Source organism: Ignavibacteria bacterium (assembly GCA_017303675.1).
GTDB lineage: Bacteria > Bacteroidota > Ignavibacteria > Tepidaquicellales > OLB5 > OLB5.
Genome location: JAFLBX010000002.1, coordinates 1,582,407 through 1,595,845 on the forward strand (window position 1 = coordinate 1,582,407; position 13,439 = coordinate 1,595,845).

Below are 13,439 nucleotides of genomic sequence, written 5' to 3' on the forward strand. Positions count from 1 at the left end.
TCCGCTTCGGGGAAAAATAATTTCCCGTAATTTAAAGTTAATTCTTTTTTAAAAGATAGAAAATACAATAATGTAATCTTTTGTGGTGGTCTAAAAGAGGCGGGTTTTTATAACTTTTACTATTCTGACAGCTGCTTTTCCGTCCATTAAATGAGGTATTTTCCCTTTTTTGTATTTTCCCTTAAATATTTCCGCTGTTTTCTTAATTATCAGCTTTTCACTTAATCCGCACAAAGTATTTGAACCCAATTTTAGTGTTTCCGGGCGCTCAAATGACTCTCTTAATGTTAAACAGGGAATCTTCAAAAAAGTTGCTTCTTCCTGAATGCCGCCTGAATCAGTAACTACGAATTTACAATCAGTTAAAAGCTTTATAAAATCTGTATACCCGGCGGGTTCAGTAATTATTATGTTATTAATTCCTTCAAGCTTTTTAAGAAGTGCGAATTTCTCCGCCATCTTAAGCGTTCGGGGGTGAATGGGGAGAACGATTTTTATACCGGGATCATTAGTGCGGGCTGAATGGGATATTCCTTCAAAAATTGATATGATCTTTGCAAGATTTTCTTTGTTATCAACATTCACCGGCCTGTGTATTGTTGCAAGAACATACTTCTGCTTTTTTATTCCAAGCTTCTTCAGTACTTCTGATGAATTTATTTTTTTCCTGAAATGAACCAGCGAATCTATCATAGTATCACCGGTTAAAAATATCCTGTTTCTTTTAACTCCTTCTTTCAACAGGTTATCAACACCGGCACGCTCAGTTATAAAAAGCATTTCAGAAAGAGCATCGGTTACAATTCGGTTAATTTCCTCAGGCATTGTGTTATCAAAGCTGCGGAGGCCTGCTTCAACATGCGCTATAGGGATTGTACCGCTGCCGTGATGTATCTTTGAGCATACAAGCGCGCAGGCTATAGTAGAATTTACATCGCCGAAAACAATAACAAGATCAGGCTTTTCTTTTAACACGACCTTTTCGAATTCAGTCATAATTTTCGCGGTCTGCTCTGCATGAGAGCCTGAGCCTGCACCTAAATAAATATCCGGTTCTGGCAGGTCCAGATCCTTAAAAAATACCTTTGAAAGCCTGTGGTCATAATGCTGACCTGTATGTACTATTAAATGTTTGAAAAGGGATTTGTGTTTGTTAAGCTCCCGTTCAATAGGGGCAAGCTTCATAAAATTAGGCCTTGCCCCTACAACGGATATGATCTTCTTTTTTGTTCTGGTCAATTAATATTCAGCTAGCTGATCTTAAAAGTGTTAGCGCCAAGAAGCGTTATCTTTTCCCTGTTCAATTTCAGCTTCTTTGTCGCGTTCCTTGTATCGATAACCCTTTTTGAAAAAGCGACTATCCATTCATAATCATATGTAGTATGATCTGTTACTATAACAGTAACATCAGCTTCTTTAAGCAGCTTTTCATTAAGCTCCTGAACGCGGAATATCTTATCCATCAGCCTTATATTTCTCATATACGGGTCATGGAAATTGATGTTCTGAATTCCTTCTTTATAGAGCAGCTCTATTACCTTTATTGCCGGTGAATTCCTGGGATCTTCAACATCGCGCTTGAATGTGGTGCCAAGTATCAATACATTGGCGTCAGCGGCTTTAACCGGCGCATTGGCAATTTCTCTCATAACCATATCCCTTACATAAAAGGGCATCTCTTCATTGGATTCAGCTGCAAGCTCAACAAAATTCGTGTGGAAGTCATATTGTTTTGCAGCCCAGTCAAGATAGTACGGGTCTATTTGTATGCAGTGCCCGCCGATCCCCGGACCGGGGTAAAATGGCATATATCCAAATGGCTTGGTTGCGGCAGCTTCTATTACTTCCCAGATATTCACATTTCCCATCCTGTCGCAAAGCCTTGCAAGCTCATTCACCAGCGCTATATTCACGCTGCGGAAAATATTTTCAAGCAGCTTTTCCATTTCAGCGGCCCTGGGTGAAGATACCTGGTGTACTTTTGTGGCAACTTCCTGCATTATCATCACAGAAAGCTCCTGGCATTTTTTAGTTACCCCGCCGACTACTATCGGGGTATTACCGGTATTATATACTTTATTTCCTGGGTCAACCCTTTCAGGTGAAAATGAGAGGTAATAATCTTTGCCGCATTTCCACCCTTTTGATTCCAGCAGCGGCTGGACGTAATCTTCGGTGGTGCCGGGGAATGTTGTGCTTTTTAATATTATCAGGGTGTGCCTTTTCATCCTTTTGAAAATTTCCTGTGTGGAATCCATTATAAAAGAAATATCAGGAGTTTTATTATCAGTAACCGGGGTAGGCACACAAATGAAGATAATTTCCTGGTCGCCTATTTTATCATAATTTGCTGAAGCTGTAAAAAGGTTATTATTTATTGCGTAAAGGAAATCTTTATTGATAACATCTTTTATATAATTCTTTTTCTGCTGTATAAGCTTGATCTTATTCTGGTCAAGATCAACGCCGTGTACATTAAATCCTTTTCTTGCGAACTCTATTGCAAGAGGTAAACCGACATATCCCAGTCCGATAATACCGATCTTGGCTTTTTTCTGCTTGATTTTTTCTCTTAATACTTCACTCATTTATTGTTTTCCTTCTGGTAGTGTATTAGTGAAATTAGAATTCTGTATTTCCTTGTATCTGGTATCAAATACCTGCAACAGTTTAAACTGTTTGCCGGTTATTTATATATACTTTCAGCTTCTTCCTTGCGTTTTTTCCACCACTGTTCATTGGCTTTATACCACTCAACTGTGGCTTTGAACTGAGCATAAGGATCAACTGCCGGCTTAAAGCCAAGCTTGGTTATCTTATCTACATTTAAAGCGTAGCGGAAATCATGGTTGGGTCTTGGATCAGGAATGTAGCTTATCCATTCATCTTTGTTTACTCCAAGCATTTCACATATCCATTCAGCAGCCCGGCGGTTTGTGATCTCAGGGTTATGGTTTGCTGCGACATTATACGCATTTCCTGCTTCGCCTTTATTGAGTAAGAACTCAAGGCATTCCGATGTCAGCGGCGCATAAAGCCAGTCACGCACCTGCAGGCCTTCTCCCCATAAGGGGATCTTATCACCAAGCAGGATATTTGATATCCATCTAGGCAGCGCTTTTTCAGGATACTGCCACGGGCCGAAATTGTTTGTGGGCCTTAAGACTATCACAGGGTAATTTCTTCCGAATTCCATTGCAAGGTCATCAGCCTGTGATTTTGATTTTGAATACGCGGAAGTTGCCTGGCTATCGCCAATGAGTTTATCGCCTTCAGCAAAATAACCATCGGCAATAGAGCCATAAACTTCATCGGTAGATATATGGATGAATTTCTCGATTCCGTTTTCAAACGCGGCTTCAAGCATTACTTTTGTGCCTTCAACATTTGTGCGGTAAAAAAGGTCAGGGTCGGTTTCGCTGCGGGTGTTGTGGCTTTCAGCCGCAAAATGAATTACAGATTGAGAGCCTTTAAGCGACTTAACAGCAATATCTTTATCACAGATATCGCCTTCGATAAATTTAACTTTGCCTTCAGCAATAAGAGGCTCAAGATTGTCTTTTCCTCCCGCATAGGTGAGCTTATCAAGAACCGTGACATTATAACCTTTAGAGGTTATATAATAGACAAAGTTTGTACCAATAAAACCGGCTCCGCCGGTAACAAGTATGTTTTTCATTTCTTATTCCCCTCTAAAAAGAGGGGTGGCCCGGTTTACCGGGACGGGGTGTGTTCCTTTATCCACGTTAAAATTTTTGTAATAACCAATTTTACATCTTTTGTAACTTCGTGATCTTTAAATCTTAATACTGTTAGTCCAAATTCTTCAAGTCTGTTTTGTCTTTTAGCATCATATTTTTCCTTTTCATCATGACTGTTACCGTCTATTTCTATTACCAGTGATAACTTACTGCAGTAAAAATCAACAATTTATTCGTCTATAGGCTTTTGTCTGTGAAAATCATAACCCAGTTTTTTACCTTTCAGCTCTTTCCATAATAAGACTTCAGAATAAATTCCCTGCTTCCTAAGCTTCCTGGCAGTATCTACCAGTTTGGAGTTATATGGTATAATCTGATTTTTAATTAACACACCCCTCCATTTCGCTTCACGAAATTCCTCCCCTCTCAAGAGGGGAATAATCTAATCCCTTATAAATAATCCGAAGTTAAGCCCTACATTAATTACCAGGCCTTTTGTCTCTATACCTTTTGGAAAATCCTTTACTTCAACATCATTATCTACTCTCCAGGTATTCTGAGCGCCAAGCTGGTAACCGCAGTCAATCTTAAGGTACATGAATTTTCTCAGCATGATACCAACACCAACCTGCGGCTGAACAGTAAAGAAACGTGATTTAAATGTGTGCGAAATATCTGATGAAGAGCCGTTTGAACCAAATACGTTTGAAATTGTACTGTAGTTTCCAAGGTCATTCCCGTATTTATAGAGCTCAAGCTTGAGTGTGCCCGTTGAAAACTGTGAACCGAATGAAATATCAAAAATTTTGCTGATGGGAATGATGTATTCAAGGCTGAAGCCGCCCTGCCCCATTGAATAATTAGCGTCTTTTTTTAATGTATCATTAACCTGCTTTGAAATTTTGGAAGAAAAACCGTTTCCAAAGCCGCCAATCCTTAAAAAATTATCCTTCATCGGCAGATCAATAAATCCACCGCCGCCCAGAGTTAAAAAACCATTTTCAGAAAATTCAGGAAATCCTGCGTTTTTCAGCTCTGTGTTCAGATTTTTTACGGGATTAAAATGCCACCCGGCGGTTACTCCCCCTGCAAATGCAAAACTGGGCAGTAATTGGGCGTTAGAATTGAATGAAAAACCACAAAAAACCAGCAAAACTGCAAAAAATTTCATTTTATGGCTCATATTGTCTGTTTTTTACAAAATTTAGAGCACAAAAATACCAAGCAATCAATTTAAAAACAATTTAAAAATTTTGCTTAGAATTTTTAAGTTAAGATATTAAAAACTATACTGTAAAAAACATATTCTATTTTTATCTTACTAAATGAAGCTTATTAAAAGTAATGGAATTACGAATAATTCTTATGATGAACTTGAAACATTGAGTTTAATAAACTATAATGTATCATATTACAATAAGGAAAAAAGGCTTACACCTATTATAAAATGGCCTGGCGGAAAAGATTCTGAGCTTAACTATATTTTACCTCAATTACCAAAACAAATTGAAAACTTTTATGATCCTTTTGTTGGTGGTGGTGCAGTTTACTTTGCAGTAAAAGCTAAAAATTATTTTATAAATGACAAATCAGACGAGCTAATTAACTTGTATTTGGAATTAGCAAAGAAAAATAATGAACTATTCTTTAATCTATTTATTAAGATTATTGAGAATTGGAAAGCTCTAGAAGAAATTGTAAGAAATAATAATAATTTTTTCATACAACTTTATAGATCTTATCACATAGAAAAAAATTTGATAAAGTTAAAAGACAAAATAACTCAATTTATATTGGAACATAATTTTGAGTTTAAGGATTTACTCAAAGGCAGTTTCTTTAATATGAATATTGAAAACTTCCTATTTGAACTAAATAAAAACTTAACTTCTAAGATTAATAATTTATCAAAAATTGAAGATGACGGAAACGATGTTATAGATTTTGATTTATTGCAGAATATTGAGACAGCATTAAAAAGTGCATTTTATATGCATTTTAGGCATTTATATAACAATTCAAATTTCTATCAATTAAATAGAACTGTACAAACAGTAATTTTTTATTTTATTAGGAATCAAGCATATAGTGGAATGTTTCGATATAATTCTAAAGGTGAATTTAATGTACCTTATGGAGGTATTCAGTATAATAGAAAAGACTTTAACAAAAAATTAAATTATTTTAGGCAAAAGGATTTTTTAAACCATTTAAGTAAAACAAAAATTACAAGTCTTGATTTTGAAGATTTTATATTAAAATTTAAGCCATCAAATAATGATTTTGTTTTTTTAGATCCACCTTATGATAGTGAGTTTAGCACATATACAAAAAATGTTTTTGGAAAAGAAGAGCATATCAGATTAGCAAATTTATTTATTAAAAACTGCAAGGCTAAATGGATGCTCGTAATAAAAAATACAGAGTTTATAGTTTCATTATATGAAGGCAAAGGCCTACATATAACATCGTTTGACAAAAGATATCTAGTAAGTTTTAAAAATAGAAATAATCCTAACACTAAACATTTAATAATTAAAAATTATGACTAGACGGATTCCTGAAAAAGAATTAATCTTACCAAGTTTATTTTTAATGAACATTCAACCGGATGGTATGATTGATACTACTACTTTAATAGATAAATTAACTTCTATATTAAAACCACCACCTGAAGATTTAGAAAGAAATCCAAGTAGAAATGATACTAAATTTTCCCAAAAAGTAAGAAATTTAAAATCGCATAATACTTTAAATGGTTTGGCTGACTATGATTATACCGAAAAAAAATATAAGATAACTGATGCTGGCATATTACATCTAAAAAATAATTCTGATATAGTAAAATATTTACTTGTTAATGATTTTGAATATTCTGATTTAGAAAGTGCATTTATTGAACTTGAAAATAATGCTGAAACTGATAAAAAAGCTATAGAAGTTTTTGATGAGAATATTTTAATTCAAGAAGGTATAAAGAAAATTACAGAAGTTTCAGTTTACGAAAGATCAACTTTGCTAAGAGAAAAGGCTATTGACAAATTTAAAAATACTGATGATTCAATTGATTGTCATACATGCGATTTTAATTTTTCTAAGTTTTATGGTGTTGCTTTAGGTAAATTGTTTATTGAAATTCATCATGTTAAACCAATTTTTAAATATGAAGATGAAGATTTAACTCGTAAAATTGATGATGCTTTAGATAATGTAATTCCTGTATGTTCTAATTGTCATCGAATGATACATAGAAACTGGAAAAAACCTCTTGAAATTTCATATTTAATTGACAGAATTAATGAAAATGGTGTATTTCGTGATTAGATTCTACAAATGCTCAAAATATGCAAGACTTGAGCCAACCCAGGTCTTTTCCTTGTTGAAATCAACGCCCATCATCTTGCCTTTGCTTAAGCGTACCAGGTTATTTACAAGATAGGGCTTTCCGTTATCATGAACGAATAATAAGCGCAGCTCAGCCTTGGCAGGCTGGTCGGGAGTTTCTATAACAGGCTCATAATTTATTTTTTTCTGCAATATGTAGTTTGTTCTGTCTGTAATTCCATCAAGGGCTTCTTTTGTCACATCAAAAATTACGCCTTGCCCGGCAAAGCTGAAAAGAGGCTTAAGCACATAATTTTCCAGGTCGGCGGGATAATTTTCAACATCACTCAGGAACCTTGTTTCAGGTACGTATTTATTTTTTAAAAAAGGAAGTGAATACTTGCTTATCCTGTAAAACCAGTTGGGATGCGGCACCCAGGTTACATTAAGCTCATCCTGAAAGCTGAATGCGGATTTCAGGTCTTTTCTTCTTTCAAGCTCATCGAATATTACCCTGTTATATATACGCTCTATTTTAGTTTTCTTTCCGTTGAGCATATAATAAAGGTCTTTGCCTTCTTTGGTGATATCTGTCAGGCAAACAGGCTTAACACCTATATATGTATAACAGCATTCAAAATCTATTCTTGTTTTCTGTTTGTCAGGTTCAATTTCAAGGAGTATAACATTTTCCGGGGCAGAATCACCAAGAACAACACGTTTCAGGATATCAAGATATTCATCAGGTTTATGGATATTCAGCAGGCCGCCGTAACGTTCATCAATATTAAAATGCTTTCTGAACATATAGTTCTGCAGCAATTCATAAAAGAAGAGCGAAGAAAATCCCTGCAGCTCAATAAGCTTTGGAATTAACTTACCGTTCTCATCTTTGCATATCGCAAAATCAATTGCCATCATTGCAGGGTAACCTGGGTCATTGGGCACTTCCATACCTTTGGGGATAGCATTCATAGAGATCTTTTGATACTCCGCGCTCATTAGATAATCCGTTATCATATTTGCGGCGGTAAGGATCTCGTTCTTGAATTCCTTGCCTATGAATATAGGCGTTTCAGCAATGCGGAATTCTATAGGAAATTCATAAGCTGTATTAAGGTCATTAACAAATGCCTCATACTTTTCCTGGGTGAATTCCGCATTGTATTTTTTCCTAATTTCCGGAACCAAATTCTTTAATTAGTTTATGGTCTTTCTGGCTTATGGTTTTATTGGTTTATGGTTTTACTGGTTTACGGTCTTGTTCTGATCGTAAACTCCCATATTTCTCCTGTAACAGAAGCACCGTGATTATCTTTAGCTTTTATCTTCCAATAATAAGTAGAACCGGGAAAAGGAAGCATTCCAAGGTTGTACTGCGGGGTCAGAAGATTTGCAGCTATGGGTATTTCGCTTATAGGCAGCGATGAACCGACAAAAACATCAAACTTAAGTGTATCATTTATATCCGGGTCAGTGCTTTCCCAGCTTAATAATACGTCAGAGCTGTCATCTATTCCTGTTGAACTATCTGCCGGAACAGGATTTACAGGTACTGTTGGTGAATTATTCGTATTATTATTTACAGATGTATCGTCTTTTTTGCATCCATTGAAACTTAAAAACAGGGCTGTGCTTAAAAGTAAGCTAATGATGTGGAGTCTCATTTTTTTATGTGCATTGCACCTTTTGTAATGTTGGAATTAATGGAAAATAAAAAACTTATATCAGAAATTTTCCGTTATCCATTACCTGTTCGTCATCCAGCCAGATGCTGCAATCCACACTAACACAGTCAATGTGAGTTGTTGATTGCCAGTCTGCGCCTGTGTGTGCTGAATACGGATGGCCAAAAGCTATATGAATAGTTGGTAATTTTTCATCCTGTAAAATATGACCGATAACATGTTTGCATGCAATATTGGTGCCGATTGCAAATTCGCCAACACGGTTGCTGTTTTCATCAGTCATAGTGTAAGCAGTGAACTCTTCAAGCAGCTCTTTGTTAGAACATTCCATTTTTGTGATGCGTGAATCCTTAATCCATATCTTCAGCGGTGTATCTTTTATATCGCCGTATTTCTGGCAGAGGTAATCCCCTACTACTCCATCTACAACAAATACACCATTGCAGTTTTTTGGTGAAGTAAATATTTCACCGCCGGGCAGGTTGCCCCATTTTTCCACTGAAATTATTCCGCTGGTTTTAAGCCATTTAAGGTCATGCGAAAATTCACTTACCATATCTGTTCCAGCCGGACTCTTAATAGTAATAATCTTCGCCTTCCTTGCTTTTTCTATAAGCTTCTGTGAAAGCTCATCAACCTTCAGAAAATCAGCGCGCATTCCTTCGAGCATTATCTGCTTGTTGATATTCACCATATGCCCGTGGCGTATCTTATGCTTATCAACAACTTCGGTCATATCAATTCTTGAGCGAAGCTCGCCCGTATGGGCAATTGCGCAGAATATACTTACCTGTGACTTCGCGAGGTCATCAAGTATCGGCTGCGGCATGTTTTTAAGAGGCCTCGAAGCATAATCTTCAATTACCATTAAGCTGCACTCAGCGCCTACTTTATTCACTTCGGCAACGAGTGATGAAGCTATTTCAAGGGATTCATTATCGGTTATGATAGTAATTCTTTCTTCCGGCTGAAGCCTTAAACAAACAACTATCGCATTATGTGCACCCTCAGAAAGTTCTTTATCAAAATCAACAACTGTATGCATTTGATCCATTAAGTAAAATGTATTTTTATATTATTATTATTAAATTTTTATCAGCTTAAACCTAAATGTGTTTCATCTATTATATAATCTACCACTTTTTTAAGGCCTTCCTGGGTTCCATCCCACTTTGAAAGCTGCCTGTCTGCGCCGGTTCCGTTTTGCAGCATCTGCAATATGTAATTCACTTCTTCCCAGCTTCCAAGATCATCAACAACATCACTTATAAATGAGATAAGCTCCATAGCAAGAATTTTAAAATCCACTTCTTCCTGCTTGCCAAAATCAATAAGCTTACCTTCAGTACCGTAACGCGCAGCGCGCCATTTGTTCTCGTTTATCAGCGCACGGCGGTATATCCTGAAACCGAGGTTCTGCCTCATCAGCTTGTATAGCTTAACAACAACAGCCTGCATCAGCGCTGCCAGGCAGATAGTTTCATCAACCCTCATTGGTATATCACACATGCGGAACTCTAGAGTATTAAAATACGGATGAAGCCTGATATCATACCAGATCTTCTTGCCGTTATCTATGCAATTGGTTTTAATTAAAAGATTGACGTAATTATCAAATTCCGTAACGGTATCGTAATAATCAGGGATACCTGTTCTTGGGAATTTATCAAATACTTTTACGCGGTAAGATTTAAATCCAGTATTCCTTCCAAGCCAGAAAGGCGAGTTTGTTGAAAGAGCGAAGATATGAGGAATAAAATATCTTACAGCATTCATTATCTGAATACCGACTTCGCGGTTTGGAAGCCCGACATGCACATGCAGCCCGAATATCAGGTTTGCGCGTGCCGCTTCCTGCATTTCATTTACAATTTCGTGATAACGCGGATGGTCTGTGATTGAAACTTCGTTCCAGTGAGTAAACGGATGAGTGCCGGAAGCCGCTATTCTGAATCCCGCTTCCTTTGCAAGTGAAGCCAGGTTAGAGCGAAGACTCGTAACTTCATCACGCGCCTCATGGATATCACGGCATATTTTTGTACCTACTTCAACCACTGATGCATGCATTTCAGGCTTTATCTGTTCTTTTAAGAATACTTTGCCTGAATCTACGATTTGCTGCATATGAGAAACAAGAGCCCTTGTTTTGGGATCAACCAGCATGAACTCTTCTTCGATACCTAGTGTAAAAATATGCTTATCCATAATTTTTATATTGTTGAATTACAATCTATATAATTAAGATTAATAAAGCAATATATGGCGTTATCATTCCCGTATAAGCGGGAATCTCAATTTATAATATTAAAATATTACTTCCAGTTAAAAGTTTGCTGAAGTATCTCCGACTCCAGAAAGCGCTATATACCAAATCTTACGACTTGCCGCGAAAATATGAATTTAACTCTAACTTTAGTCATGCTGAACTTGGTTCAGCATCTGTACATTTTACTCAAAAATTTAATAGTATGAAAGCAGACCCTGAAACAAGTTCAGGGTGACAAATTTCCTTTGTATCTGGTCTGGAGCATTACCATAAAAAAACGAAATTCATTCTTTCACTTTCTTTTGGAATTTGGGATAGACCGATTGCTAAGCAGCCTTAGTCTTTTTTGATTTCTTTTCAGTCTTAGCTTCGCCTTCAATGCCCGAGGCGGCTTTTTTAGCTGCCTTTTTTACGCCTGGTTTACTTTTGGGCTTTTTTTTTACTGAAGCGTCATATGCGCCTTCAACAATGGGTTCATTGTTTGCAGATGAATAAACAAAATCTCCCCATGTCAGGTTATTCAGTCCTTCCCTGTGCTCCATTGCCCTGCGGATAGCCATGTTTGCGGCAGCTTCAACTATCCACTCAAAATTAGCTTCGCCAACTGAATGAACATCAGCATCCGGTGCAGGATTGCAGAAATCGATCGCATAAGGAACGCCATCCCTTAAAGCAAGCTCAACTGTGTTAAAATCATATCCAAGCGCGCGGTTTATCTTCAATACAACATCTGTAAGCATCTTAAGCCTTTCAGGGGCAACAACTGTATCCCTTAAATATCTTAAATGGTGTGGATTGCGGGGCTCATACGGCATTACCCATACATCCTGCCTGTCAAGGCAGTAGCAGCGGTAATATTCATCAAACTGTATCTCTTCCTGAAGCATCATAACAAGCTGTTCGGTTTCATTGTAAGCGTTAAAGAACTCTTCAACATTGCTTACTTTATATACACTCTTCCATCCGCCCCCGGCATGAGGTTTAAAGTATGCAGGGAACCCGATGTAGCTGAATATGCCTTCCCAATCCAGCGGAAATGCGAGGTTGCGGAACGAGTTATGATTTGTATCCGGCGGCAGTTGGTTTGAAGGAAGTATAACGGTTTTGGGAACCGGAACGCCTATTTTTGTCATTAACGCATTGTTGAAAAATTTTTCATCTGCGCTCCACCAGAACGGGTTATTGATTACAGCCGTTCCGCTTGATGCAGCATTTTTTAAGAATGCGCGGTAAAAAGGTACATCCTGTGAAATTCTGTCTATTATTACGTGATATTTTAACGGTTCACCCTGTATTACTTTATCTATCTGAACAGCTTCTGCTGTAATTTCAACATTCATTTCCCTGGCTTTGTGATTAACCCTGTCAATAAATGCCTGGGGGAAAGTATTTTCCTGGCCAAATAATATTCCGATACGCTTCATACTATTATATTACTCCTTTAATATATTAATTTTTCTAAAATCTGCTTAAAAATGCTGTTTTTGTGTGTTTTTATGGGATTTAAACATGCAGGAATTACAAATTTACGAAAAATTCGGGAGATTTAAAAGCGGAGTTACAACAGATTGACTTTGTTTAAACCAGTGGTGTAAAACCAGATATGCAGGAATCATTAATGATTGCGTTATTAATTTACCCTCCCCCTGACTGGGGAGCTGGTCAACGACTCTAAGAGTCATTGACTCGTTGAGTGGGGGTCACTTAATAACGACACATGATATTTGAACTGCATCACTTTACAATAAAAAACCTGCCATGTCTTCAAAAGAAACCGTAGTCGAACCCTTTCAGGGTTCTTAAAAGTTAAAATAAAATCTTAACGTGCCCTTAAAACCTAAGGACTGGCTTTGAAATCGGCTCAACTACAAATCAATTTTGTCGCCCTGAGCGCTGTGCCCGCCTAAGGCGTGGGAGTCGAAGGGCTGGGAGCTACGTGCTTCGACGAAGTTTATCCCGCACGAGTTGCGGGACTCAGCACAACATTACCTTTACGAGTATTCACGGCTACAAAAAAACCTGCAAGGTCTCTAAGACCCTGCAGGTTTAAGAATGATTCTAAACTTCATTTTCAAGAAAATGTTCAGGAATTTTCGCAGACCCCTCCTTGGCGGGATCACTTTATCAAAACCATCTTTTTGGTTTCAAAGTATCCTCGTCCTGCTAGCCCATTTTGGGAGCCTGTCGAAGGACTTGCTTCAAGGCTATAAAAATACAACCCTGAAGCTAAATTACTTCCGTCAAACATCAATTCATAAATTCCGGCTTGTTTATATTCGTTAACACTGAATACCTCTCTGCCAAGCAGATCATATATCCTTATTGTTATATGTGCATCGTTTGGTATATCAAACTTAATGTTTGTTGTTGGATTAAACGGATTCGGATAATTCTGATGCAGCTTAAACGACCTTGGTGTATTGTTTGTATTGCTGCTGATGTTCTGGTTTAACGATTTAC

Annotated in this window: 12 protein-coding genes and 1 pseudogene; 2 read left to right on the forward strand and 11 right to left on the reverse strand. The window is 37.1% G+C overall.

Features of this window, described 5'->3' with window-relative positions; translation table 11 throughout:
• Positions 1 to 90: 90 nt before the first annotated feature.
• From wecB to J0M37_16435, 5 genes and pseudogenes are all read right to left on the reverse strand, one after another.
• Positions 91 to 1,185: a UDP-N-acetylglucosamine 2-epimerase (non-hydrolyzing) gene (gene wecB / locus J0M37_16415; GenBank protein ID MBN8586673.1), complete on the reverse strand. Its 1,095-nt coding sequence runs from the start codon at positions 1,183 to 1,185 to the stop codon at positions 91 to 93.
• A gap of 65 nt (positions 1,186 to 1,250) precedes the next feature.
• Positions 1,251 to 2,588 carry a nucleotide sugar dehydrogenase gene (locus tag J0M37_16420; protein ID MBN8586674.1) on the reverse strand — a complete coding sequence of 446 codons (1,338 nt, stop codon included), beginning with the start codon at positions 2,586 to 2,588 and terminating at the stop codon, positions 1,251 to 1,253.
• A 98-nt stretch (positions 2,589 to 2,686) separates the two neighbouring features.
• On the reverse strand, positions 2,687 to 3,679 hold the full coding sequence (locus J0M37_16425) for an NAD-dependent epimerase/dehydratase family protein (GenBank protein ID MBN8586675.1): 993 nt from the start codon (positions 3,677 to 3,679) through the stop codon (positions 2,687 to 2,689).
• A 35-nt stretch (positions 3,680 to 3,714) separates the two neighbouring features.
• Positions 3,715 to 4,086 (reverse strand): annotated as a pseudogene (locus tag J0M37_16430) (endonuclease domain-containing protein).
• A 57-nt stretch (positions 4,087 to 4,143) separates the two neighbouring features.
• Positions 4,144 to 4,872 carry a hypothetical protein gene (locus J0M37_16435; GenBank protein ID MBN8586676.1) on the reverse strand — a complete coding sequence of 243 codons (729 nt, stop codon included), beginning with the start codon at positions 4,870 to 4,872 and terminating at the stop codon, positions 4,144 to 4,146.
• Between the two features lie 154 nt (positions 4,873 to 5,026).
• Between J0M37_16435 and J0M37_16440 the strand changes: the two genes are divergently transcribed.
• Together J0M37_16440 and J0M37_16445 are read left to right on the forward strand one after the other, a co-directional pair.
• Positions 5,027 to 6,253, forward strand: coding sequence for a DNA adenine methylase (locus J0M37_16440; protein MBN8586677.1), 1,227 nt, complete (start codon positions 5,027 to 5,029; stop codon positions 6,251 to 6,253).
• Positions 6,246 to 7,025 carry an HNH endonuclease gene (locus J0M37_16445; protein MBN8586678.1) on the forward strand — a complete coding sequence of 260 codons (780 nt, stop codon included), beginning with the start codon at positions 6,246 to 6,248 and terminating at the stop codon, positions 7,023 to 7,025. Before J0M37_16440 ends, J0M37_16445 begins: the two co-directional genes overlap by 8 nt.
• A gap of 3 nt (positions 7,026 to 7,028) precedes the next feature.
• On the opposite strand, the gene J0M37_16450 is transcribed toward J0M37_16445, so the two are convergent.
• The 6 genes from J0M37_16450 to J0M37_16475 all read right to left on the reverse strand — a co-directional run.
• On the reverse strand, positions 7,029 to 8,216 hold the full coding sequence (locus J0M37_16450; GenBank protein MBN8586679.1) for a hypothetical protein: 1,188 nt from the start codon (positions 8,214 to 8,216) through the stop codon (positions 7,029 to 7,031).
• Between the two features lie 62 nt (positions 8,217 to 8,278).
• Positions 8,279 to 8,692: a hypothetical protein gene (locus tag J0M37_16455; GenBank protein MBN8586680.1), complete on the reverse strand. Its 414-nt coding sequence runs from the start codon at positions 8,690 to 8,692 to the stop codon at positions 8,279 to 8,281.
• Between the two features lie 55 nt (positions 8,693 to 8,747).
• The gene (locus J0M37_16460; GenBank protein MBN8586681.1) at positions 8,748 to 9,767 is read right to left on the reverse strand and encodes an aminopeptidase; all 1,020 of its coding nucleotides are present in this window, start codon (positions 9,765 to 9,767) and stop codon (positions 8,748 to 8,750) included.
• Between the two features lie 41 nt (positions 9,768 to 9,808).
• Positions 9,809 to 10,918 carry a carboxylate-amine ligase gene (locus J0M37_16465; GenBank protein ID MBN8586682.1) on the reverse strand — a complete coding sequence of 370 codons (1,110 nt, stop codon included), beginning with the start codon at positions 10,916 to 10,918 and terminating at the stop codon, positions 9,809 to 9,811.
• A gap of 387 nt (positions 10,919 to 11,305) precedes the next feature.
• Positions 11,306 to 12,403: a hypothetical protein gene (locus tag J0M37_16470; protein ID MBN8586683.1), complete on the reverse strand. Its 1,098-nt coding sequence runs from the start codon at positions 12,401 to 12,403 to the stop codon at positions 11,306 to 11,308.
• A 692-nt stretch (positions 12,404 to 13,095) separates the two neighbouring features.
• The coding region (locus J0M37_16475) for a T9SS type A sorting domain-containing protein (protein ID MBN8586684.1) at positions 13,096 to 13,439 on the reverse strand (344 nt) is incomplete at its 5' end.

Excerpts from the sequence above, each read along its gene's own strand:
- J0M37_16465 (MBN8586682.1), bottom strand. The coding sequence starts at position 10,918 with ATGGATAAGCATATTTTTACACTAGGTATCGAAGAAGAGTTCATGCTG.
- J0M37_16470 (MBN8586683.1), bottom strand. The coding sequence starts at position 12,403 with ATGAAGCGTATCGGAATATTATTTGGCCAGGAAAATACTTTCCCCCAG.
- J0M37_16435 (MBN8586676.1), bottom strand. The coding sequence starts at position 4,872 with ATGAAATTTTTTGCAGTTTTGCTGGTTTTTTGTGGTTTTTCATTCAAT.
- J0M37_16420 (MBN8586674.1), bottom strand. The coding sequence starts at position 2,588 with ATGAGTGAAGTATTAAGAGAAAAAATCAAGCAGAAAAAAGCCAAGATC.
- J0M37_16440 (MBN8586677.1), top strand. The coding sequence starts at position 5,027 with ATGAAGCTTATTAAAAGTAATGGAATTACGAATAATTCTTATGATGAA.
- wecB (MBN8586673.1), bottom strand. The coding sequence starts at position 1,185 with ATGAAGCTTGCCCCTATTGAACGGGAGCTTAACAAACACAAATCCCTT.
- J0M37_16425 (MBN8586675.1), bottom strand. The coding sequence starts at position 3,679 with ATGAAAAACATACTTGTTACCGGCGGAGCCGGTTTTATTGGTACAAAC.
- J0M37_16455 (MBN8586680.1), bottom strand. The coding sequence starts at position 8,692 with ATGAGACTCCACATCATTAGCTTACTTTTAAGCACAGCCCTGTTTTTA.
- J0M37_16445 (MBN8586678.1), top strand. The coding sequence starts at position 6,246 with ATGACTAGACGGATTCCTGAAAAAGAATTAATCTTACCAAGTTTATTT.
- J0M37_16460 (MBN8586681.1), bottom strand. The coding sequence starts at position 9,767 with ATGGATCAAATGCATACAGTTGTTGATTTTGATAAAGAACTTTCTGAG.